Here is a 23571-nt window from a genome sequence, read left to right as displayed (position 1 = left end):
GAATAAATGTATCCAAAAATGCCTACTTTTCATAGCGCTTTTGTGGGCTATTTGCGTCTAAAGTAGCCAAGTAATCTAACTTTTCGCCGATTTTGGTCTCTAGACCTCGATTTGTCGGCTCATAGTACTTACGATCATCCATTTCCGGTGGCAGATATCGCTCACCCGCTGCATACGCTCCCGGCTCATCGTGAGCATACCGATATTCAGCGCCGTACCCCATGTCTTTCATCAAACTTGTTGGTGCATTACGCAAATGATGAGGGACTTCGTACTCGGGTAAGTTATGCGCGTCGGAAAGCGCTTGTTTCCACGCCACATAGACCGCATTACTCTTAGGTGCACACGCAAGGTACACGATCGCCTGAGCAATCGCACGTTCACCTTCTGCCGGACCAACACGCGTAAAACAGTCCCATGCAGAGAGCGCTACTTGCATAGCTCGAGGATCCGCATTTCCGATATCCTCGGAAGCAATTGCGAGTAATCGGCGTGCAATGTATAAAGGGTCACAACCTGCAGCGATCATTCTCGCAGCCCAGTACAGTGCTGCATCTGGGTTAGATCCGCGAATTGATTTATGTACCGCAGAAATCAAGTCGTACCAAATGTCGCCTTTGTTATCAAAACGAGAGACTTTTTCCCCTGCGACTTCGGCCAGTAGCTTAAGTGTGATTTCTTTCTCACCTTGTGCATTGTCTTCGGCCATATCGTAAAGCAACTCAAGGTAATTAAGCGACATGCGAGCGTCACCGTTAACCAGTTCTGATAAGCGATCGAGCACGTTATCAGCAAAGTGGGCCGGTATCTTACCCAGACCACGCTCTTTATCGTGAATTGCTTGATTGAGCGCCTGTGCAATCTCGTCTTTATTCAGTGAGGTCAGTTTGTAGACACGCGCCCGAGACAACAATGCGTTGTTGAGTTCGAAAGACGGGTTTTCTGTGGTTGCACCGATGAAGGTAACCGTACCATCTTCAATATGCGGAAGGAAAGCGTCTTGCTGAGACTTGTTAAACCGGTGTACCTCATCCACAAACAATATCGTGCGGCGACCCGTCATTTTATTTTCTCGTGCTTTCTCAATCGCAGCACGTATTTCTTTCACACCAGACGTCACTGCAGAAACACGCTCCACCTCTGCATTCGCGTAATTCGCTGCGACTTCTGCCAACGTCGTTTTGCCGGTACCCGGAGGCCCCCACAAAATCATTGAGTGGATATTCCCGGCTTCTAATGCACGACGTAAAGGTTTCCCCGGACCTAAAATATGCTGCTGTCCAATATACTGTTCGACCGTTTGCGGCCTCATACGCGCAGCAAGGGGACGAAAATCTTCGTCCCCCGAGAAATCTAGTGTGTAATTCGTCACTACCCGTTAATTCCTTTGGTCATCCACTTCCACTCCTTTTGGAATCGTGAATGTGAATCGGTTGGCTTTTGGTTTTCCTAGCTTCACGTTACTGAATTTGAACAGGCCTCTTTGACCATCTTGTTCAATCACATTGAAGCCTTTTACGATACCTTTTGCATCGATATTAATCTGGAAACGACCTTGCGTTGAATCGACAGCTGTCGGGATCAGTGTGAACTCATTGCCTTTTTGAGAGACTTTGTAATTGTCCCAATCACTTGCGCGATTACGAGTCAAAAGCACAAATGGTGTCTGTTCAGCAGCTTGTTCTTGCCAGTAAATGCTCACTTGTTCGATAAATGGGCTGTAGTACCAAAGGGTTTTACCATCAGACACCAACAAGTTTTCGTCTGGGAATGTCGTGCTCCAACGGAACAAACTCGGACGGGCAATCTCAACGGTCCCTTCCCCTTCCATCACCGTTTCCCCTTCAGGGCTGATGACTTGTTGAGAAAAGTCGGCACTGAAGCCTTCGTTAATTGATAAACGCTTGCTTAACTCTGCTTTTGGGGATTCGGCATACGCGGTTGAGAATATAGAGAAGCTTAAAACAAGCGCGGAGATGAGTTTCGCTGAAAATCGTTGTTTCATTCAAATACCTATCACTGTGGTCTAAAAGACCGAATTTTACTCACCTCTTTGGACTGAGGTGAGTAAGACAAGTTCATTAATCTTTTGGCGGCGCAGGCGCGAGAACTTCGCGGTTGCCATTGTGGCCCGGTGCGCTGACAATACCTTGAGCTTCCAGCTGCTCAACGATTCGAGCAGCTCGGTTGTAACCAATCTTGAAGCGACGCTGCACACCGGAAACTGAACCACGACGTGACTGAACGACGTGCTCAACCACTTGATCGAACAACGGGTCTACATCTTCATCAGATTCCATCTGTTCGCCCGGGAGTAAACTTTCCGGACTCTGGTCGCCGCTGATAATCTCATCGATATAGTTTGGTTTTCCGCGAGCTTTCCAGTTATTCACGACAGCATGAACATCGTCATCTGAAGCAAATGCGCCGTGTACACGTATGGTATGGCTCGAACCCGGCGGCAAGTAAAGCATGTCACCCATACCCAATAGTGATTCAGCACCACCTTGGTCTAGGATCGTACGCGAGTCCGTCTTGGTTGATACGGTAAATGCCACACGCGTTGGGATGTTCGCTTTAATCAGACCGGTAATAACATCAACAGATGGTCGCTGAGTCGCAAGAATCAGGTGAATACCCGCTGCACGTGCTTTCTGTGCCAAGCGTGCAATCAGTTCTTCGACTTTTTTACCGACGACCATCATCAAGTCAGCAAACTCATCCACGACAACAACGATGTATGGCAGTTTCTCTAGCAGCGGTGGCTCAGTGTCCATGCTGTCGCCTTCTTGCCAGAATGGGTCATGAATTGGGTGTCCCGCTTCCGCAGCCATCTTCAGTTTTTCGTTGAAGCCTTTAACGTTACGAACGCCTAGCGTTGACATCAGTTTGTAACGACGTTCCATCTCGCCTACACACCAACGGAGAGCGTTAGACGCGTCTTTCATGTCTGTCACAACTTCAGAAAGTAGATGCGGAATGCCTTCATAGATTGAAAGCTCCAACATTTTCGGGTCGATCATGATAAAACGCAGATCTTCCGGAGACGCTTTGTAGAGCATACTCAAGATCATCACGTTTACACCGACCGACTTACCCGAACCGGTTGTACCAGCCACCAGCACGTGAGGCATTTTAGCAATATCGGCGATGACCGCTTCACCAGCAATGTCCTGACCAAGCACTACCGTTGTCGGTGATTTAGCCTGCTCAAATTGAGGGCTGTTGATAACGTCGGAAAGATATACGGTCTGACGGCTCATGTTTGGCAGTTCCAAACCTACGTAAGGTTTACCTGGAATCACTTCAACAACACGTACTGCCATTGCAGACAGCGCACGAGCCAAGTCCATTGAAAGGCCAGAAATACGGCTGACTTTTACACCCGGCGCCAAATCCAACTCAAATCGAGTGATGACAGGGCCTGGATAAATACCGACCACGTCCGCCTTAATTTTGTAATCTGCCAACTTACTTTCAACCAGTCGAGCGACCTGCTCTAACGCGTCACGATCAATAAAGTTCTCGCGTTTTTCTGGGTGATAAAGAAGCTCTAGAGTTGGTAGTGGCTCTTCTGGCACAGGCAGGTTTTCTTCTTGTTTCATCAAAAATGGGTTTTGTGTTGCTGCCACTTTAGCTTGAGCACCAGCTACCATGTTCTGGAATGCAGCCACATCTTGATCGCCCTCAGCAACCTCTTCTACTTCGACCACAGGAGCAGGCTCAAATGTCTCACGTGGTGACGGTTCAGACCTTACAAACGGCTCGCTTGATTGCGCTATTGAAGCCTCTGATTGAGGAACCACTGTCGGCTCTGGTTGAGCAGCAACATACTCGTCCTCATCTTCGTCATCAACAACATCAAAGTTCGAAATCGTTGGTTCAATATGCTCGCCGGGTTCTGTCTGCTCAGAAATATTATCCAAAGAGGCGGAATCTATCACTGGCTCTTCAAATGGTACTGAATCAACGTGAGCCTGCTGTGCTTGCTCCGCTGCGAACTGCGCATACTCAGCGTAGTCCGGTTCACTTTGGAATGATGTTGTATCAGTCACTTCATGTTCAGCAGGGCGTTGTGGCTCTGAATAATTCTGTTGTGTCGAAGTTAGCGTTTGTTCTGGTTGCTCTTCCATCGCCCAATCGTCAGCCTGATGAGCAGCCGCTTCCAGCTCTTCAATCGTGACATTGAGCTGTTTAGTGCGTTCCACTGATGGATCAACATGACTCGCGCTGAATGCCTGCGTTTGAGGTTCTGGTTTGGAATACGCCATTGCCGGCTTTTCTGCTGCAACCGAAACAGGTTTTACCGAATCCGCCACAGGTTTTGACACCCGCGGTTCCGGCTGAGTTTGCGGCATATAAATAGGATATTCGTGCGGCGCTTCTTTAGGCTCTTCGACATCATATGCGGTCAAGTGAGGAAGTGCTTCTTCTTCCTGATCGACCTCAACGCGTCTTGTCGTGACTTTATCTTCAATAAACTCATCGAGTTGAGGTTCCAGTGTCTCCTGCTCTGAGCCTCTGAGTTTATTAGCAATACCATTGACTAACCCTAGGGAGCGATCACCTAACCATTCGACAATGTTTAACCAAGATATTCCGGTAAACAGAGTAAAGCCCGCGCCCCACAAAAACAGCAGAACTAACGTGGTCCCCAAAATATTGAGTGTAGGTAATGCCAGGCTGGAGAGTACGTCGCCTACAACGCCACCCGATGAGAAATACCAGATATCATCGAAATTAATATCGGCCAAACCACAACTGGTCATAATGAGAACAACAAGACCAAGTAGTCTTGTGCCCCAAAGCATAAGATCGATTGGCTCGTCTTCGCCGCGCTTACGACAAAGCACCCATGCCGCCGCAGCCAATAAGAAAGGCAGAGGGTAAGCCAGTGAGCCAAACGTGAAAAATAGAGTATCGGCTAGCCAAGCGCCAAACAGGCCACCCGCATTATCGATCTCTCCTCCCCAAGCAGTTTGGGACCAGGAAGGATCGGCCGGGCTAAAGGTAAATAACGCTACAGCAAGCAATACCGAGCTAAGAACGCCCACAATAAAGCAGCACTCTTTCAAGCGTTGGAAGCCATTTAAGCGTGAAGACTGAGGCTCTTCACTTGTTTTGATGATGGTTTCGACTTTCTTTGCGTTCTCTTTGAACATAAATCAACTTGAATATGGAAATGAATTAGGAATTTGCAAAACATTCCGAGCGGCATAAAGCCGCTCGGTAAATTGATTTAACCATATCAAAGAGAAAAACCCAATTACTCAATGCCGAAAGCGGAAGCATATACCGCTTTCTTTGCAAGAAATTAACGAGTTTTAATCACAAGCTGGTTAGATTGTTTCACTTCTTCCATAACAACGTATGTACGAGTGTCGTTTACACCAGGTAAACGTAGAAGCGTATCGCCAAGTAGTCGACGGTAAGCACCCATATCTGATACACGAGTTTTAAGAAGATAGTCAAAGTCACCTGATACTAGATGACATTCTTGGATATCATCCAGTTTTTGAACCGCAGAGTTAAACTGCTCGAACACATCTGGTGCGCCACGGTTTAACGTAATTTCAACGAACACTAAAAGTGAAGCGTCCAAAAACTGCGGATTCAGTAACGCAGTATACCCTGTAATGTACCCCTGACGTTCTAATCGACGTACACGCTCCAAACACGGCGTTGGCGAAAGACCAACACGCTTTGAAAGTTCTACGTTCGAAATACGACCGTCTTTCTGCAATTCATTAAGAATGTTGCGGTCGATACGGTCTAGTTCCTTGGACGGCTTTTTATAGTTGTCTGCCATTTTTTATTCCACCTTATTACTTCCTTGCAAAAAAATATACTACAACTTTTTAATATTTGGTGCCAAATATTACAAATCTATAACTATACTAGCTATTAATTCGATAATAACACCCTACAAATAGTTAAAATAACCATTATAGAAAGAGGATACAGGATGATCATTGGCGTACCTAAGGAAATCAAAAACCACGAATATCGTGTCGGTATGATCCCAGCAAGCGTGAGAGAGTTAATCTCACATGGTCACCAAGTTTTAGTTGAGACCAACGCAGGTGCCGGCATTGGTTTTACAGACGATGATTACATCGCTGTCGGCGCATCCATTCTCCCTCATGCTGCAGACGTTTTCGCGCAAGCAGACATGATAGTAAAAGTTAAAGAACCCCAAGCAGTCGAGAGAGCAATGCTCCGCGAAGGGCAAATTTTATTTACTTATTTACACCTAGCACCAGATTTTCCACAAACTGATGAGCTAATCAAGAGCAAAGCTGTCTGTATAGCCTATGAGACTGTAACAGATAATATGGGTCGTTTGCCACTGTTAGCACCAATGTCTGAAGTAGCAGGTCGGATGTCTATTCAAGCAGGTGCACAAACGCTAGAAAAATCACACGGTGGTCGTGGTTTACTGCTTGGCGGCGTACCTGGTGTTGAACCTGCAAAAGTCGTCATTGTGGGCGGCGGTGTCGTTGGCGCAAACGCAGCTCGTATGGCTGTGGGCCTTCGTGCAGACGTCACTATTCTTGATCGTAATGTCGATACTCTGCGTAAACTGGACGAAGAATTCCAAGGCCGCGCTAAAGTCGTTTATTCTACAGAAGACGCGATTGAGAAGCATGTTGTAGAAGCTGACCTAGTAATTGGCGCAGTTCTTATCCCGGGTGCAGCTGCACCTAAACTGGTGACAAAAGAACACATTGCGAAGATGAAGCCAGGCGCAGCGGTAGTTGATGTAGCTATCGACCAAGGTGGTTGCTTTGAAACATCGCACGCAACCACTCACGCAGAACCGACATACATCGTCGATGAAGTCGTTCACTACTGCGTAGCAAACATGCCAGGTGCCGTTGCCCGTACTTCTACTTTTGCATTGAACAACGCAACGTTACCTTACATTTTGAAACTGGCGAATAAAGGCTACCAAAAAGCCCTTCTCGACGAGAAAGGTTTCCTTGAAGGACTAAACGTTATTCACGGCAAAGTGACTTGTAAAGAAGTTGCCGACAGCTTTGGTCTTGAATATGTAGAAGCAGAGCAAGCGATTGCAATGTTCAACTAATGACAAAATAATTCATTTTTGTCACGTTTTGTTTACAAAAGCCCACTAGCAGGTGGGCTTTTTCCTATAGAGCATTTAGATATAAATAATAACCATTACTTATATGCACAAATTAAAATATTTCGAGGCGTGACAGTTTTAGAGCAAAACTCCGACAAACTGGCACGATAACCACGTTGCTCAAGATAAAGTACTTTATCTAATGCGAGCCAAAGCTCTAATGGACGCTGAAATACCAGCTGAACTAAGCTCATTCTTTCCATATGCCAAAAGCGCTGTTCCGCTAAGGTTTCGAACTTATTAAAGTCAATCGACTGACTGATATCGATCGCCTTTTGCTCTGCCGCCCACAAACAAAATGCCTCAAACCCTTCACTCAACTGTGATTTGCGGATACTCGGGACCGGTTGGTATTCTTCAATGCCTAGCACCTGACGAGTGATTAGATCAAAGCCAAGCCTGAAAATCATTTCTTGCTGACGATGACGGCGGACACGTTCCCCACCCGTCACCGTTTGTTGCAATGGAATACGAAGTTCTTGTTTCGACAGCACTAACGTAGAGTGTTGAGCAATCTCGGACAATGGTTGATACGTTTCGCCCTGAATAAGGTGATAACAGCACGGAGAAATCGTCATTGCCGAGACTCCTGCTTCACAGCCGTACTGAAGCAAACGAATATGTAAGTCACCACAAGCATGCAGCGCAACGGCATGTTGCGTAGGCTTAAAAACCGCTTTCGCTTTGGCATCAAATGCGTCGCCTTGAATAAACGTCATCTTCCATTGATGTTCATTAGCCGCCGACTGTCCCGAATCGCATAACGATTGTTGATATTCAAAGCTGGTAACAGGCTGATCCGTTTGTGTGGTCAGAATACGTCCAAGATACCCCTTACCCGAGCACCACTCGAGCCATTCTTCACCATAATGGCTTTGGATTGCGGCTTCTCCCATGGCAACTATTTGCTCAAGTTTACGACCAGGAACACCGCTGTCTAAACCGCGGTCAAGATCCAAACCTTTGAGTGGTACCGTTTCTAAGTGGGTATGCTCAGACAGTAATTTAAGTACTGGTAGGTAAGCGCTAATTTCAGCCAACGCTTCTTCAGGTTTTGCTTTTAAGCGTTCAATTTCAAGAGGAGACAGTGACGCTAACCACTGACAAAGATCGGGATACTGTTCTTGCCAAGGTAGTACTGGATGAATGCTGCTTTGGAATGGATCAAATCGCCACAACGATTGGTTGTCAATCAGACAGTCATTAATAAATTGGAATCGAGTATTCATTAAGCCCCCACCACACTAGCGGGGGCGAATTATATACCTAACCAACCCTTTCCGAAACACTCGGCTTGGGTATGGGCATGTAATTCATCGTTATCGGACTGGAAGGTCGATATCTTTAAACATCTCTTCAATTTCCACGTTTGACTTCAAAGAGATAGCTTGCTCTACCACTGGTCGAGTCAAGTGCGGCGCAAATCTTTCCATAAAATCAAACATATAAGAACGAAGGAACGTGCCGCGACGGAAGCCGATACTGGTGGTACTTGCCCCGAACAAATGACTAGCATCGATAGCAACTAAATCTGTGTCTTGCTTTTCATCAACAGCCATACTTGCAATCACACCAACACCAATACCCATTTTTACGTAGGTTTTGATCACATCCGCATCGGTTGCAGTAAATACCACGCGAGGAGTCAGGCCTTCACGGTTAAATGCAGTATCGAGTTCAGAGCGGCCTGTGAAGCCAAATACGTAAGTCACTAGCGGGTAAGCGGCAAGGTCATGGATGCTGATGTTGGCCTTCTTCGCCAGAGGGTGATCTTTCGGCACTACAATAGAGCGGTTCCAGTGATAACAAGGCAACATAATTGCGTCTTGATAAAGATGCAGTGCTTCAGTCGCTATCGCAAAATTTGCCGTACCTTTAGCGATCGCTTCTGACATTTGCGAAGGAGTACCCTGATGCATGTGCAAAGAAACTTTCGGGTAACGAGTCGTAAAACCTTTAATGACATCGGGTAAGGCATAACGCGCTTGTGTGTGCGTCGTCGTAATATTCAGGGTTCCCATTTCAGGATGCGTATGCTCACCCGCTACCGCTTTAATACTTTCGACACGTCCAAGGATTTCTTGAGAAATTCGAACAATCTCTTCGCCCGCGCCAGTCACCTGAGTTAAGTGCTTACCACTTCGCTCGAAAATTTGGATGCCCAGTTCATCTTCCAGTAACCTCACCTGCTTACTGATACCAGGCTGTGAGGTGTACAAACTTTCTGCGGTGGCAGACACGTTCAAATTATGGTTTACAACCTCAACAATATACTTCAGTTGTTGCAGTTTCATCGTAATCCCTTACTCGTTCCCGAGACACTAAAATCGAAAGCAAAAATCATCACTCTTTTGAGTGATATAATAATTAGTTATAACGCGACATCTGCCAAATGAACAGTACTTTCTAACATATATCTCAAACTCATACTAAAAAATTAGAAGCAAATTAATATGCGCATGATTGAATCGTTTAAATGCTGCTTTATAGATGCGAGCGAATCCATATAAATTAAAACGTGTGGCGGGCTAAATAATCCGATAAATAGGGTGCCTTGCTCGTTGAGATTCATGTATTCTTTAGCGCTAGCCGTAGAAACTAAAAGCAGACGCAAAGATATGAATATTGGTTTAATAATCGCTTTGGTAGCCATCTTATTGGTCTTGATCCTAGGCTATAACATGATGTTGCAATACAAGGTCAAAGTCGAAACGGCAAGAAGACAGGAATCCGCTCGTTACGTTGCTTTAATTGACGGTACTGAAGAACTTATTGGTCACGCTCACCATATTCCTTTCAGCCATGATCTTCTGCTATGCCTGAACAATCGAATTCTTGACGCCTTAGAAGCGATGCAACAACTCGATCCAAAAAATAAGCAGCTCTCCCAGCGGGTCGAAAATCTCAAGCAGCAAATTGTCCAGTTAAAATTAAACGAGCAAGCTGGTGACAGTACGGCATTCAAAATGCCAAGCAGCGATAAACAAGCCATTGCGATGCTCAAACTGGTGAAACGCCTGAGAGACACGGTTCGTAACGAGCACAATAAAGGTCGATTAGATACTCAGACTTACGTTAGTGAGAACGCGCGCTTGGAAACGATCCAAATCCGCATCAATATCGAAAACGTAATAAAAAGAGCCAACGACTCTATTGCGCGTGGTCAACCAGGCACTGCACTTCAGCTTCTACGTAAAGGCATTGACGCGTTAAGTACCAAAAATGATGCTTATTCAATTCAGGCCAAACAAAAGCTTGAAGATATGCTGGGTGATTTAGATAAAAGACGCCAAGATAAAAACAACGCAGAAATTCAGCAACTGGCCGATAAAGAGCGTGACAATGATATGGAAGTGCTCTTCGGTGAGAAGAAAAAGTGGTAATATCTGCTTAGCTTTCCACTCATGGAAAAGGCTGCTCTGGCAGCCTTTTTTGTATCCAGGCCACCAGTGGATAAAAATCAGAACGTAAAGTATTAAATTAACATGATAAATTTAGACGCCTATCAAGATCTTCTTGCTCCTATCAACCAGTTTCTACAGTGCAGCACACCTGATGCGTGGGTTGAAGAAGCCAAGAAACCAGAAAATCTTCAAACCATTTTGTTAGACCACCTACTTTGCGAGCTCAAAGCAGGCCAGTCAGCCATGTTTTTGATACGGAAATACGCCGTTGATCAAAACAGTTCACACGCGTTACTAGACTGGTTTAAACCCTACGAAGACTTCGCTTATCGCAATGTTGGCTCATTAGAAACATTGAAAGGCAAAAGTAATATTTCCAAATCAATCATGGCGAAATCAGACTCACCGTATAGCCAGGATCTAATTGATAAGATGGTGCTTTTGATCAAAGAAGAGTTACACCACTTTTATCAAGTGCTGGAGATTATGGAAAGCCGTGACATTGAATACCAGAACATCCCGGCAAGTCGCTATGCTAAAGGGCTGATCTCTCATATGAAAACCCACGAGCCAGAAACGTTGATCGATAAGCTGATCATTGGCGCATACATAGAAGCTCGCTCATGTGAGCGCTTTGCGAAACTGGCACCACATATGGAAGAAGATATCGCTAAGTTCTACATTTCTCTGCTGCGTTCTGAGGCCCGTCATTACCAAGACTATTTGGTGCTGGCTGAGCAAATCGCAGGGAAAGACATTAGCGAACGCATCAAATACTTTGGACGTGTCGAAGCGGATCTCATCTTAACGCCAGACGAAGATTTCAAATTCCACAGTGGCGTACCCGCTTAATCGTCGGATAAAAAATAGAATAAAGCCGGAGCATGCTTCTTTAAGGGGTCACTTCAAGTCCCGGCTTTTTATTAAGTGAAAAAACTGAATAGAATTTCATCATTCTACTGTTCCTCTCCCCCTAGTTTGTGGCTTAATAGCTTAAACAATAATAACTTTTCTCAACGGGTACCCGAATGGACTCGGTTTTAAATCAGTTGCAATTTTCTCTATCGATTACAGGCCCTATCTGTTTGATGCTAGTGCTCGGGGTGGTCTTTAAACGAGTTGGCTTGATTGATAATAACTTTATCGATGTGGGGTCAAAGCTGGTCTTCAAGGTGACACTTCCAGCTATGCTATTCATCAGCATTGTGTCTTCAGAACATGACTTCGCTTCAGCCAGTAATTTCGTCAACTATGGCATCATCGCCAGTATTTCATTTTTTGTTTTTACCTACATTTCCGTCAAGTTGTTATTTCCGACCTCCCCTGATCAAGGAGTGCTGGTGCAAGGCGGATATCGTGCTAATACGGGCATCATAGGTCTTGCTTATGTGTCTAGTGCTTATGGTCCATCAGGCGTCGCGTTAGCCGCTCTTTATGTAGCTGTCACCACCTTTATCTATAACGTACAAGCGGTTATCTGCTTATCACCTAAAGGCGCGACATCCGTCTCTCAGGCCACAAAGTTGATGTTTCGCACGCTGACTAAAAACCCGTTGATTATATCCATCGTGCTCGGGATGCTTTTTTACATACTGTCGATCCCTGTGCCTAAAATTGCGATTGATGCAGGTAATTACTTGTCGAAGATGACATTACCACTTGCATTGTTATGCACGGGCGGATCATTGAATTTGCGCTTAATGAGACAAGAGAAAGGCCCATCATGGTTTGCCAGTAGTTACAAACTTCTGGTAGCACCTGCGGTAATCACATTAGGTGCGTATTTGGTCGGATTCAGAGGTGTTGAGCTAGGCATTTTGTTCTTTATGAACGCTTCGCCCGTTGCGGCAGCAAGTTACGTCATGGCCCGTTCTATGGGCGCAAACTCTGTACTGGCGGCCAACATTATTGCTATGACCACCGTCCTTTCCACACTAACTTGCACCCTAGGGATCATCATGTTGAATTCTCTGGATTTGATTTAAACATGAATTCAGCAGGTCCGAACTTACGTTGACTTGTGGGTTTCGCTAGCTATTGTCAGTCGTGATTGGCCAGCGTCACCTTCCTGATCAGACGAACGAACTCCGAGGTTTCCGACTCAGACAAGCAAGAGAAGAAATCCCGCTGCAAGTTAGTCATGATTTCATGAACCTTTTGCAACGTTTGCTGGCCGTCAGTGGTCAGACTTAGCATCTTGATTCGACGGTTTGATTCACATTTAGAAACCTGTACCAAACCACGCTTTTGCAAATTATCCACCATACGCTTCGCAACGCTACGTTCGCAGATTACGGCATTCGCTAACGCTTGCTGACTCATTGGCTGAAATTCTTCGATCGCCGCCAGCGCACTCGCCATCTCTAAGGTGATCAAACTTTGACGCGATAGTTCGGCCTGCGCACGATTTCGATACATACGTTGCATTACGCCACAAACAAACATCGGGCTTTTGTCTAAAACGGTAATTGGAGAAATCTTTTTATCTTTCATGGATGGCTATTTTTAAGTAGAGCAGATAAACAAAGAGCGCCGAAGCGCTCTTATATTACAAAATTATCAGTAGTATAACTTAGTTCAAGCTATTAAGGTCTACTTTGAAGATTCAGATTCTTGAGCCAACGCTTGTTGTTCTTCTTCCTGCTCTTTTCTCGCTTTGCGGTCAAACAAACGTTCTACCACGACGAAGAAGATCGGAACAAAGAAGATCCCCAACAATGTTGCACTGATCATACCGCCAAGTACACCTGTACCTACTGCGTTCTGACCTGCTGAACCTACACCAGAACTAATAGCCAAAGGCACAACCCCAAGACCAAACGCCAGTGACGTCATGATGATCGGGCGTAGACGCACTCGAATTGCATGCAACGTGGCTTCAATAAGCCCCGCACCTTTCTCGTAGTACTCTTTAGCAAATTCAACAATCAGAATGGCGTTTTTGGTCGCCAGACCGACAGTGGTTAGTAGACTTACCTGGAAGAACACATCGTTATCCAAACCTCGTCCCATCACCGCAAGCACTGCACCAAGCACACCCAGAGGAACCACTAATACAACTGCGAACGGTACAGACCAACTTTCATAAAGTGCAGCCAATACAAGGAAAACAACCAGAATCGACAACGCGTATAGCATTGGAGCCTGGTTTCCGGATAGGCGCTCTTCATAAGAGATACCCGTCCACTTCACCTGGAAACCTTCAGGTAACTGTTTTACCAACGATTCAATCTCGGCCATCGCATCACCAGTACTAACGCCAGGCGCTGCGCCACCCTGAATGTTCATCGCAGGCAGGCCATCAAAACGTTGTAACTGAGGAGAACCGTACGTCCATTCGCCATGAGCAAACGCAGAGAATGGCACCATGTCACCATTGGAGTTACGCACGTACCAAGAATCAAAGTCTTTAGGCTGCATACGGAACTCGGCATCACTCTGTAGCATCACCTTTTTAACACGGCCACGGTCAATGTAGTCGTTGATGTAAGCGCCACCCCATGCCGAAGACAGGATTTGGTTAACGTCATCAATGCTCACATTCAAAGCGCGTAGCTTCGCGTGGTCAACGTGCACTTGGTACATCGGCGCATCCGCCTGACCGTTAGGACGAACACCAACCAGATTAGGGTTTTGTGCTGCCATACCAAGTAGCTGGCCTTGCGCTGCAACCAATGCATCGTGCCCTTGGTTTAACGAGTCCTGAAGATAGAAATCAAAACCGGTGGCGTTACCTAACTCTTGGATTGCTGGCGGTGCAAAGGCATAAACCATCGCCTCTTTGATGGTCGAGAAGTAACCCATCGCTCGACCCGTTAATGAAGCTGCGTCCATTCCCGGCTCTTTACGCTCTGACCAGTCCTTCAAGTTAATGAATGCCATACCCATATTTTGTCCCTGACCGGCAAAACTAAATCCAGCCACGGTAAATATCGAGTTTACAGCATCTTTTTCTTCTTCAAGGAAGTACTCACGCATCTTATCGAGCGTTTTCTCGGTTTGTTCCTGCGTTGAGTTCGGAGGCAAAATCGACATAGAGAAGATAGTGCCTTGGTCTTCGTCAGGTAAGAAAGACGTCGACAGATTAGTAAAGAACCAACCTGCACCTGCTGACAACGCAACAAACAACAACATCATACGACCCGTGCGTTTTAGCAGTCTTGCTACGCCCGATTCGTATTTTGAAGTTAAAGAGTCAAACTTACGGTTAAACCAGCCGAAGAAACCTTTCTTCTCAGACAGTTCTGCATCGCCTTTCTTCAGCAAGGTCGCACACAGCGCTGGCGTCAAGATGATCGCAACCAGTACAGAAAGCGTCATGGCTGCAACGATCGTTATCGAAAACTGGCGATAAATAACCCCGGTAGAACCTGTCATAAACGCCATCGGTACAAATACCGCAGACAAGGTCAAACCGACACCAACCAAGGCGCCAGTGATCTGCCCCATCGATTTTTTGGTCGCTTCTTTAGGTTCGAGCCCATCTTCGTGCATCACACGTTCAACGTTCTCTACGACTACGATGGCATCATCCACCAGCAAGCCGATCGCCAGAACCATCGCAAACATGGTTAAAGTATTGACGCTAAAGCCCGTCGTATACAAAACCGCAAACGTACCAAGCAAAACAACCGGAACCGCGATGGTCGGAATAAGCGTCGCTCGGAAGTTCTGCAAAAACAGGTACATGATCAAGAACACCAAAACAATCGCTTCCAGTAGCGTTTTCACTACTTCATGGATCGATGCTTCAACGAAAGGTGTGGTTTCGAACGGATAAGCGATCTTCAAACCAGCCGGAAAGTTTTCTTGCAACTGCGCCAAACGCTCTTTCACCGCTGCAGCCGTTTCCAGAGCGTTCGCTCCAGTGCCCAGAGAAAGACCCAAACCAGATGCTGGGAAGCCATTGTACTGACCCTTGATGTCGTAACTTTCCGCGCCACGTTCCACACGAGCAACGTCTTTCAAATACACATTTGCGCCGCTGGTGTCGGACTTCAGAATGATATTTTCAAACTCTTCAACACTGCTCAAGCGGCTTGCAGAAGAGATGGTTGCATTCAACAACTGCCCTTTTTGTGCTGGTGCTGCGCCAAGCTGACCTGACGAAACCTGAGCATTCTGCTCACTGATCGCGCTAGCAACATCAATCGCAGTCAGATTAAACTGGGTCAGCTTAAACGGATCTAACCAAACACGCATCGCATATTGCGCACCAAACGCCTGAACCTTACCAACACCTGATACACGGCTGATTGGATCTTCAATGTTCGATACCACATAGTCTGCGATGTCATTTTGTGTGTAGTCTGGATCTTCAGAATACAGGGCAACAACCAATAGGAAAGAGGTGTTCGATTTCTCGACAACAATACCCTGACTTTGTACTTCACTCGGTAACGAGGTCAACGCCAACTGTAGCTTGTTTTGTACCTGAACCTGAGCAATATCCGGATCGGCTTCGCTATCAAATGTTAGCGTAACTGTCGCATTACCAAACGCATCACTGCTTGACGAAAGGTAACGCAAGTAGTCAAGACCAGTCATGTTTTGTTCAATAACCTGCGTAACGGAATCTTCAACCGTTTTTGCAGACGCGCCCGGGTAGCGAGCAGAAATCGTGACCGTCGGCGGCGAAATGGTTGGATACTGCGACACTGGCAAGTTCATCAGGGACATGACCCCCGCCAGCATAGTCAGAATAGCCAGAACCCAAGCAAAGACCGGACGATCGATAAAGAATCGTGCCATGATTACTCCTGTTCACCAGTTTGAATGCTTACAGAACTACCCGGACCTACCTTTTGCAGACCAGCCGTAATCACTTTGTCGCCCGCTTTCAGGCCGTCGATAATACGCCATTGGTTATCAACCACTTCAGCTGTCGATACCGGAGTCGAGACAACTTCATTGTCTGCGTTAACAACCATCACGGTCGCTTGTCCCCTTGCATCACGAGTTACCGTGTTTTGGGGTACAAGGATAGCTTCAGGGTCAACACCCGTAATCACCGTGGCACGAACAAACATACCAGGTAGAAGCAGCCCATCTGGGTTAGGGAATTCCGCACGCAGCGTGACACTACCAGTGCTCTCATCAACATTCACTTCGACAAACTTCATTGTGCCTTTATGGGCATAAGTCGAACCATCTTCTAATTCTAAAGTCACTTCGGCTGACTCATCCTGCTGGATATGTCCTTCCGCCAGAGCAGATTTCAGACGCAGCAACTGAGCTGATGACTGCACGATGTCGATGTTAATTGGATCAAGCTGTTGAATCGTCGCTAACGTGTCAGACTGGTTTGCAGTAACCAAAGCACCAGCAGTAACACTTGATTTACCGATAACACCACTGATAGGAGCCTTAACCTGAGTGTATGACAAGTTGATTTTCGCAGTATTGATTGCCGCTTTAGCGACTAATGCCTGAGCTTTTGCTTCTTTATAAGCCGCTTCCGCTTCATCCAAATCTTGTTGACTGATTGATTTTTTCGAAATGAGGGCACGGTAACGCTTAACCGTTGCAAAAGTGGATTCTTCAGTCGCATTCGCGCGGATTAATTCTGCCTCAGCACTTAACAGAGCCGCTTGATAGGTTGAGTCGTCAATCTGATACAGTGACTGACCTTGTTCGACAACACTACCTTCTACAAAGTTACGTTCCGAGACAATACCACTCACCTGTGGGCGGACTTCTGCTTCTTTAAACGCACGGCTACGGCCCGGCAGCTCTACGGTTAACATTTGACGAACTGGCTCAACAGTCATCACTTCGACTTCTGTTGCTGGAGCGGCACCACCGCTTTGCTTCGTTCCTTCTTGGCTTGGTTGGCATCCGGCCATAAACAGGCTTGACGCAATCAACAGCGATAGCGTGGTTTTACGTCTCATTAAACATCTCTCTTCTTACTTTCTCTAAAAACCATTCAGGCGCCTAAATACACCTAAAAAATGTGGTTATAATTGTTGAAGTTACATTCAAAAATTACTTAGGATGATAATTACCCAGTGTTGTACATACAACAATATTTACGTTTCTATACGCTTGCAGAATACGTTTGTCTGAAAGGTGTGCTTAACATCTCAAAACTGATTATTTTGCGTTGGAAATCACATTTTTCTGTGTGCAATAATATTGCTCAAAAAGAAGACGTATTGATTAAATAATCACCGAAAGTTTGTACAAAAATTTGATCCCAAGTCCACTTTTATTTCTTAAACGCCTAAGAAACAATTCGTAGATAACCAAAAGTAATGTTAGCTAATGCACTAAAAATGACCTGAATTTATGCATGCATTCTTATTTTTAGTACCCGAAACCGGGTCAGGATCAATCAACACAACACTTTCGTCGCTGGCAATGCTTATGCGCGGACCGCTTTATGAGTTAAACGCAGATGCATAATCCCCACCAACAAGCCCCACAATGTCGCGCTCACACCAAGAAAACTGATTCCGGACAGAGTGATAAGAAACGTAAACAGTGCAGACTCTCTGTATCCTTCATCATGAAAAGCCGATTGCAAACACATCATTAACGTCCCTAACAAGGCAAAACCCGCTAAGATTTTTGTTACTTCGTCAGGAAGTGATAAAAAGATCGCCACAACCGTCGTCGCGAACACACCGGCTATCAGATAAAACACCCCGGCCCATATCACTGCGCGGTAGCGTTGTGTTTTGTCTGAGTCTACTTCTGGTGTCATACAAATTGCTGCTGAAATTGCGGCAAGGTTGACACTAAAACCACCAAATGGCGCTGACAAAATATTGGTGATTCCCGTGCCCATTAAAATGGGTTTCACTGGTGTGTCATATTGGTAACTTTTCATCATCGCAATACCAGGCAAATTCTGAGAAAGCATCGTAATGATATAAAGCGGGATCGATAAGTTCAGTATCGCACCGAGATCCAAACCCGGAGTGACCCACATAGGCTGAGCAATGGAGAGTTCCTCGATGTTAAGCGTGGCGTCTTCCACCGCAACCGCGCAAACAACACCCAGGATAAGAAGTACGAGCATTGCGTACCTTGGAATCGTATTCTTGGCTAACAAAAAGCCAGCAAACATAATCAAAAATGTGATTGGTGCGCTGCTCACTGCTTGAAAGCTCCCTAAGCAGAACGGCAACAAAATAGCACCAAGCATCGCCGTGCCGAGTTGTGACGGAATGCGTTCAAGAGCTCGACTTAACGGTGAAATGAGCCCCGTCAACAAGATCAGGACACCAGAAACAACAAAAGAACCGATGACAACTGGCAATTCATACTGCTGTGAAGCAATGACCAACATCGCAGCTCCGGGTGTCGACCACGCGGTCAGTATCGGCGTTTTATAAAACCATGAATAGGCGATGGAGGTTAACCCCATTGTGACGCCCAAGGCCAACAACCAGCTTTCTATCTGACTGGGTGTCGCACTGGCAGAGGTTGCCGCCTGAATGATAATCACCACCGAGCTGGTGTAGCCCACTAACACGGCAGTAAACCCTGCTGACAAGTGACTTAAATTGAACAGCTTTTTCATCCTTCGTTCTTCCCTGCTTTATGGTAAAATTTTTGTGCGCTATAACATACAAACAAAAAGATAACATTGTGCGCAATAACGCACAACAAGGTATTTAGTTATGAATGAATCAGCATTTAAATCCGAGATTGCTCACCACCTGAAGTCTGAAAGGAAAAAAAGAGGATTGAGTCTGGATGCGACCTCTAAACTGACTGGGGTTTCAAAAGCGATGTTAGGGCAGATCGAGCGAGAAGAATCAAGCCCGACGATTTCGACTCTGTGGAAAATAGCCAGTGGTCTGGACACATCTTTCTCGGCGTTTTTTGCCAATGACCCAGAGCTACGCTCTGCAGATCAGGCCTTCCCCGACGACTCAAAGATGAAAGTGAATACGCTGTTTCCTTACAAAGCAGATTCAGGTTTGGAAATGTTCGAAATCACGCTGACTGATCATCATCGCCAAATGTCCTCTCCGCATGGAGTTGGCGTCATCGAACATATTCATGTGTTGAAAGGAGAGATGAATGTGTTCTTCAACGATGAATGGCATCACCTGACTACAGGAGAGAGCATCCGCTTCTTCAGTGATCAACCACATGGCTACGAAGCTGCAACGGAAACAGCAACGTTTCAAAACATCGTTTGTTATCCGAGATGACCATCCCTGCGAGTGTTGATTGGAACGAACCTCCCATTCGGGCACTTAAAGGACCTCAGAAAGTGTATAAGTCTCAGACTAAAGACTACATTTTATATGCCGATGCCCCACACAGAACATTCAGCAGTCGTGTTCTGGCAACGAATAGTTGGGCTTTATTTCTTCCTGTGTTTAGCCAGAGTGGTAATGCTCTGGCTTCTTTTTACCTGGAGTAAAATGGCTGGAGAGTTCCCTTCATCAATTAGCGTGTTCTCTTTACCCACTCTAAGGTGTTGTCTAAGTTGGTGGAGTCAAGGCTGACGCACTGCGTCTGATTCATTGATGACTGGCAAAGTGACGTGAGTACGGCTCCCGGAGCGCATTCCATTGCCAATTTTACGCCACGTTGTCCCATCATCGACAACGTATCCCAGAGGTTCACCGTTTGACACATATTGAACGCTAAATCTCGACGTATGCTTTCAGAGTCGTGCAGCACCCGGGCTCGGTTGGCGCTGACGTAAATACTCTTAGCGCGGTTAATCGACACCTTTTGCATTTCGGCATACAGAATTTCCGCCTGAGACGCGAGTAACTCACAGTGCGAAGGCACCGAAACGTTAAGGCGTCGGGCGCTGTGTGACTGTATTTTTATAGCCCGTTCGCAAATCTGCTCTAAATCATCAATCTTGCCTGATAGGATGGTTTTATTCTCTGAATTGACGTTTGACACATACACGCAAAGCCCCTGCTCTCTCCCTTGCGAAACAAGTTCGTTCACCTGATTCTGTGAAAGCCCAATTATCGCCGCCATGCCATAACCGCTAGGATAAGCCTGAGCCATCAGTTCGCCTCTCAAAGAAACAATATTAAGCCCTTGTTGCAAGTCTAAAATGCCACTGCAAATTGCGGCAGTAAACGCTCCGATTGACAGTCCCATCATATAGTTTGGCTGCACACCGTGGGCTTTCAGGTAACGATACTGAACATACCCAGAAATGGTAAGCGCTAACTGTACATCCTTATTTGAGCTGTTCTCATCAAGGCTATCAAACTTAGTTGGGGAATATCCCAATGCCTCTTCCACCTGCTGCAAGGCCAATTCAACCTCAGCGTGACAAGGTAACTCAGATATCATGTTGGGGCGTTGTGTTCCCTGTCCGGGAAAGGTCATTAGAATACTCATAATATGTGTTCTCAGAAGTGAGAGGATGCCCAGTAGTACTGCGGAAACTGGGCTAGAAAGGGGGGAATTTACGGACTAACGAGCCCAAGGATTATCCGTCAGTAGCGGGCCCTCGTCCGTTTTGATCAGAACGTTAGATTCTCCGCGGCCTAAAACCCACTCTCTTAAAGCGACGGCCCCGAAAGGCGTTTCTATTTGCGTATCGACCCTGCACGCTAATTTGTCTAGCTGATCGCTTAAAGACGTTAGCGTTTCTACTGGCACCGGCTCTGATAAGTAAACGGTCATGTCGATATCACTATCCTCATGCGCGCATGGCATTCCCGTCGCCAACTCGTAACCTAAACTGCCTGTGACGCCCCACTCAATTCCATACGCCTGACATATTGCATCCACATCAGTGAGCGTTTGAAAAGCTACTAACTCACTCGAGTGCCAGTACGCCCGTGCATGCTCTGACTGAACAAGCTCTCTAGGCGAAACTGACTTGACGACCGATGATTTACACGCCCATGCTGCCAAACGTTCACTGCGGTTTTTACCTCTCACGCCGACGGGAATTAGGGTTTGTCGGCTAGCCCGGCGGACAACAACTGGCAGAGACTGATTATGGCTCGCGTACCAGTTGGGCGATTCATTTCCTTCCAGGGTTATTTCATCGACCCACAATAAATCATGTGCGCTAAAAGGCATCATCAGCCTCCTCATTACCTTAATACACCCAGGCTTGTTGCATCTGTTCTCGAATATGACGGGTTGCTTGTCTGTTCTCCCCTTGCAGGCGATGAGACCAGTCATTGCCGTTGACTTTGATATCTTCCAATGCCGCAGAAAAGAGAGAGCGAATATGGTCAATATCCTGATTAGAAGGCTGCTGCGCATTCTCTACCGAGACCAACTTCCACAATAGCCCTAGCGAATTGTAATTGTTGATATCGTACGCCATCGGCGGATGTTCAGCAGCGAGTGATTCTAGCTGTTCAACGGTTCTGAGCGTCACTTTCGCCGCCGAGGCTTTACCCATCGCATGCACACTGCACTGCTCATCATCCAAAGCAATCAATCGAGACGCCTGATAGCCATGAGCAAGAAAGCCACCTGACATCGCTTTGCCCACAATCAAACCTAACACCGGGTGACCCGTCTTACGAGCCTGAGCGTATGCATTAGCCGCAGCCGCCAATGACAAATGAATGCCATAAGCCTCTTCGCGGCGACCGTAGGCCTGAGAAGGAACATCAATAACCGCGACAATGATCGACTTTGAAAGGCTGTCTTGATCACGTTCAACCACCTGACGCACAGCCTTCGCAACATTCCATCCTTCCAGTAGCCCGACTTCACCATTTCTCGCTCGTGGGAATGGATTATTGAGGTCTTGAGTCACGTTTATATAACGAATAGGAAGGCCATTAAACTGATCATCAACGACTTGTACCGATGGAGAAAAACCGGTGACTACCTGACCATTCTCTGCCAGTGCTTTCATCCAAATATCACCTCGTTTATTCATCAGCCTCTCCTCCTGCTAAATCTGAACATACCTGTGTAGGCGTTGCTTGAACCGATGTATCTACCTGATTCAATATCGATAAATAGTGGTCAATTTGTTCACTACGGGTTGTTGGTGGCTTGCCAGATTGAAGTGTCTCAACAAGCTGTTGTTTAATCACGTTTGCATCATCTTCAACTAAATGATCGACCAAATTACTTCGATATCTCTGCTCACCACCGGTGATTCCCCAGATAAAAGGTCGATCGGAAGCGTCGTATTCCGCGATCCCCGCTTCCTGTTCAATAACGGCAGGGCCATTCAAACCAAGTCGCGCTTCACGGGTGACGATAAGCTTGCTGCAAAGTCCCGCCGCTATCGACATTCCACCAAAACAACCCACGGCTCCGGCCACAATCCCCACCACAGGGACATAATCATTTAGCCCGATAATAGCTGAGTGGATATCGGCAATGGCTGCCAAACCAAGATTGGCTTCCTGTAATCGGACACCGCCGGTTTCAAGTACAATGACCACTTGGGTTTTTACACCGCGTTGATTGTCTTGCAGGGCGAGATCAAGAGCGGCTGCCATTTTTGCACCAGAAACTTCACCAATCGCGCCGCCCTGAAACCCACCTTCTATTCCGAGAACAACGGCGCGCTGACCATCAATTTTTCCTAGCATCACAATCGCGCCATCATCACTTTGTGAAACGATGCCTTGCTTAGGTAGCCATGGGGACGTTAACTGTGCTTCACAACCCAAAAGCTCCGTAACTGAACCTTCATCGAACAGAAACTGGCAACGCTGACGTACTGGCATTTCGACAAAAGAGCGACCCATTACCGAGTTATCGAACGAAGGATTCATTTGTTCCTCAAGCTGCTCGAGTGCCTGAGCCAGCCTGAGGTTAATCACGCCGGGAGTCGCGCCAAAATCATTAATGGTGACCGTCATCGCTTCGTTCACCTCTTCAAACGCACGCGATAAAATCACGTGCCAAACTTCATGACGATGGTTAATTGAAGTCGAAATATTCACGTCGATTTGTGGATTTGAGTTTGGTTGCAGCAAAACTTCTAAGTCACCAGACCCAACATTACCCACCCGCACGTTTTTGGAAACTGAGTGCTGGCCGGGATAAGTAAATTGCAGTTGTTCCATTGCTAATAATCTCCTTTATAAA

General features: G+C 46.4%; 19 protein-coding genes. 5 read left to right on the top strand and 14 right to left on the bottom strand.

The window, feature by feature from the left end; translation table 11 throughout:
• Positions 1-22: 22 nt before the first annotated feature.
• The 4 genes from VER99_RS05425 to lrp all read right to left on the bottom strand — a co-directional run bounded on the left by VER99_RS05425 (position 23) and on the right by lrp (position 5809).
• Positions 23-1372, bottom strand: a complete 1350-nt coding sequence (locus tag VER99_RS05425; RefSeq protein WP_020332928.1) for a replication-associated recombination protein A — start codon at positions 1370-1372, stop codon at positions 23-25.
• Positions 1373-1378: 6 nt separating this feature from the next.
• A complete protein-coding gene (gene lolA, locus VER99_RS05420) occupies positions 1379-2005 on the bottom strand; it encodes an outer membrane lipoprotein chaperone LolA (RefSeq protein WP_020332927.1) in 627 nt (208 codons plus the stop codon).
• A gap of 76 nt (positions 2006-2081) precedes the next feature.
• The gene (locus VER99_RS05415) at positions 2082-5162 is read right to left on the bottom strand and encodes a DNA translocase FtsK (RefSeq protein ID WP_020332926.1); all 3081 of its coding nucleotides are present in this window, start codon (positions 5160-5162) and stop codon (positions 2082-2084) included.
• 152 nt (positions 5163-5314) lie between these two features.
• The gene (lrp, locus tag VER99_RS05410) at positions 5315-5809 is read right to left on the bottom strand and encodes a leucine-responsive transcriptional regulator Lrp (protein ID WP_005378234.1); all 495 of its coding nucleotides are present in this window, start codon (positions 5807-5809) and stop codon (positions 5315-5317) included.
• A gap of 156 nt (positions 5810-5965) precedes the next feature.
• On the opposite strand from lrp, the gene ald reads away from it, so the two are divergent.
• The gene (gene ald, locus VER99_RS05405; RefSeq protein ID WP_014231457.1) at positions 5966-7090 is read left to right on the top strand and encodes an alanine dehydrogenase; all 1125 of its coding nucleotides are present in this window, start codon (positions 5966-5968) and stop codon (positions 7088-7090) included.
• Positions 7091-7185: 95 nt separating this feature from the next.
• On the opposite strand, the gene VER99_RS05400 is transcribed toward ald, so the two are convergent.
• Together VER99_RS05400 and cysB are read right to left on the bottom strand one after the other, a co-directional pair.
• Positions 7186-8379 (bottom strand): methyltransferase, encoded by a 1194-nt coding sequence (locus VER99_RS05400; protein ID WP_020332924.1) that lies wholly within the window; start codon positions 8377-8379, stop codon positions 7186-7188.
• Positions 8380-8469: 90 nt separating this feature from the next.
• Positions 8470-9444, bottom strand: coding sequence for an HTH-type transcriptional regulator CysB (cysB, locus tag VER99_RS05395; RefSeq protein WP_014231455.1), 975 nt, complete (start codon positions 9442-9444; stop codon positions 8470-8472).
• 324 nt (positions 9445-9768) lie between these two features.
• Here cysB and VER99_RS05390 point away from each other — a divergent pair, with 324 nt between their 5' ends.
• The 3 genes from VER99_RS05390 (at position 9769) to VER99_RS05380 (ending at position 12539) form a co-directional block, all read left to right on the top strand.
• Positions 9769-10533, top strand: coding sequence for a hypothetical protein (locus VER99_RS05390; RefSeq protein ID WP_024372832.1), 765 nt, complete (start codon positions 9769-9771; stop codon positions 10531-10533).
• 102 nt (positions 10534-10635) lie between these two features.
• Positions 10636-11406 carry a tRNA isopentenyl-2-thiomethyl-A-37 hydroxylase MiaE gene (gene miaE / locus VER99_RS05385; RefSeq protein ID WP_020332922.1) on the top strand — a complete coding sequence of 257 codons (771 nt, stop codon included), beginning with the start codon at positions 10636-10638 and terminating at the stop codon, positions 11404-11406.
• A 176-nt stretch (positions 11407-11582) separates the two neighbouring features.
• The gene (locus VER99_RS05380) at positions 11583-12539 is read left to right on the top strand and encodes an AEC family transporter (RefSeq protein ID WP_020332919.1); all 957 of its coding nucleotides are present in this window, start codon (positions 11583-11585) and stop codon (positions 12537-12539) included.
• 55 nt (positions 12540-12594) lie between these two features.
• Here the strand turns inward: VER99_RS05380 and VER99_RS05375 are convergent, their stop codons facing one another.
• The 4 genes from VER99_RS05375 to VER99_RS05360 form a co-directional block, all read right to left on the bottom strand.
• Positions 12595-13047, bottom strand: a complete 453-nt coding sequence (locus tag VER99_RS05375; protein WP_014231451.1) for a MarR family winged helix-turn-helix transcriptional regulator — start codon at positions 13045-13047, stop codon at positions 12595-12597.
• A 99-nt stretch (positions 13048-13146) separates the two neighbouring features.
• The gene (locus VER99_RS05370) at positions 13147-16305 is read right to left on the bottom strand and encodes an efflux RND transporter permease subunit (RefSeq protein ID WP_020332918.1); all 3159 of its coding nucleotides are present in this window, start codon (positions 16303-16305) and stop codon (positions 13147-13149) included.
• A gap of 2 nt (positions 16306-16307) precedes the next feature.
• Positions 16308-17447, bottom strand: a complete 1140-nt coding sequence (locus tag VER99_RS05365; protein ID WP_014231449.1) for an efflux RND transporter periplasmic adaptor subunit — start codon at positions 17445-17447, stop codon at positions 16308-16310.
• A gap of 473 nt (positions 17448-17920) precedes the next feature.
• Positions 17921-19084: a benzoate/H(+) symporter BenE family transporter gene (locus tag VER99_RS05360; protein WP_020332917.1), complete on the bottom strand. Its 1164-nt coding sequence runs from the start codon at positions 19082-19084 to the stop codon at positions 17921-17923.
• 100 nt (positions 19085-19184) lie between these two features.
• Here VER99_RS05360 and VER99_RS05355 point away from each other — a divergent pair, with 100 nt between their 5' ends.
• On the top strand, positions 19185-19724 hold the full coding sequence (locus tag VER99_RS05355; protein ID WP_014231447.1) for a helix-turn-helix domain-containing protein: 540 nt from the start codon (positions 19185-19187) through the stop codon (positions 19722-19724).
• Between the two features lie 241 nt (positions 19725-19965).
• Here VER99_RS05355 and VER99_RS05350 read toward each other — a convergent pair whose 3' ends face one another.
• The 4 genes from VER99_RS05350 to VER99_RS05335 all read right to left on the bottom strand — a co-directional run bounded on the left by VER99_RS05350 (position 19966) and on the right by VER99_RS05335 (position 23549).
• Positions 19966-20889: an ACP S-malonyltransferase gene (locus tag VER99_RS05350; protein WP_024372831.1), complete on the bottom strand. Its 924-nt coding sequence runs from the start codon at positions 20887-20889 to the stop codon at positions 19966-19968.
• Between the two features lie 75 nt (positions 20890-20964).
• Complete coding sequence (locus VER99_RS05345; protein WP_236614637.1) at positions 20965-21585, bottom strand: malonate decarboxylase holo-ACP synthase; 621 nt, start codon at positions 21583-21585, stop codon at positions 20965-20967.
• Positions 21586-21601: 16 nt separating this feature from the next.
• Complete coding sequence (mdcE, locus tag VER99_RS05340) at positions 21602-22402, bottom strand: biotin-independent malonate decarboxylase subunit gamma (RefSeq protein ID WP_020332913.1); 801 nt, start codon at positions 22400-22402, stop codon at positions 21602-21604.
• Positions 22395-23549, bottom strand: a complete 1155-nt coding sequence (locus VER99_RS05335; protein ID WP_020332912.1) for a biotin-independent malonate decarboxylase subunit beta — start codon at positions 23547-23549, stop codon at positions 22395-22397. Before VER99_RS05335 ends, mdcE begins: the two co-directional genes overlap by 8 nt.
• Positions 23550-23571 lie beyond the last annotated feature (22 nt).

Source organism: Vibrio natriegens NBRC 15636 = ATCC 14048 = DSM 759 (assembly GCF_035621455.1).
In the GTDB taxonomy this organism is placed as follows: Bacteria; Pseudomonadota; Gammaproteobacteria; order Enterobacterales; family Vibrionaceae; genus Vibrio; species Vibrio natriegens.
The sequence above is the reverse complement of the archived record's forward strand: the minus strand, read 5'-3'. Positions and strand labels throughout refer to the sequence as shown.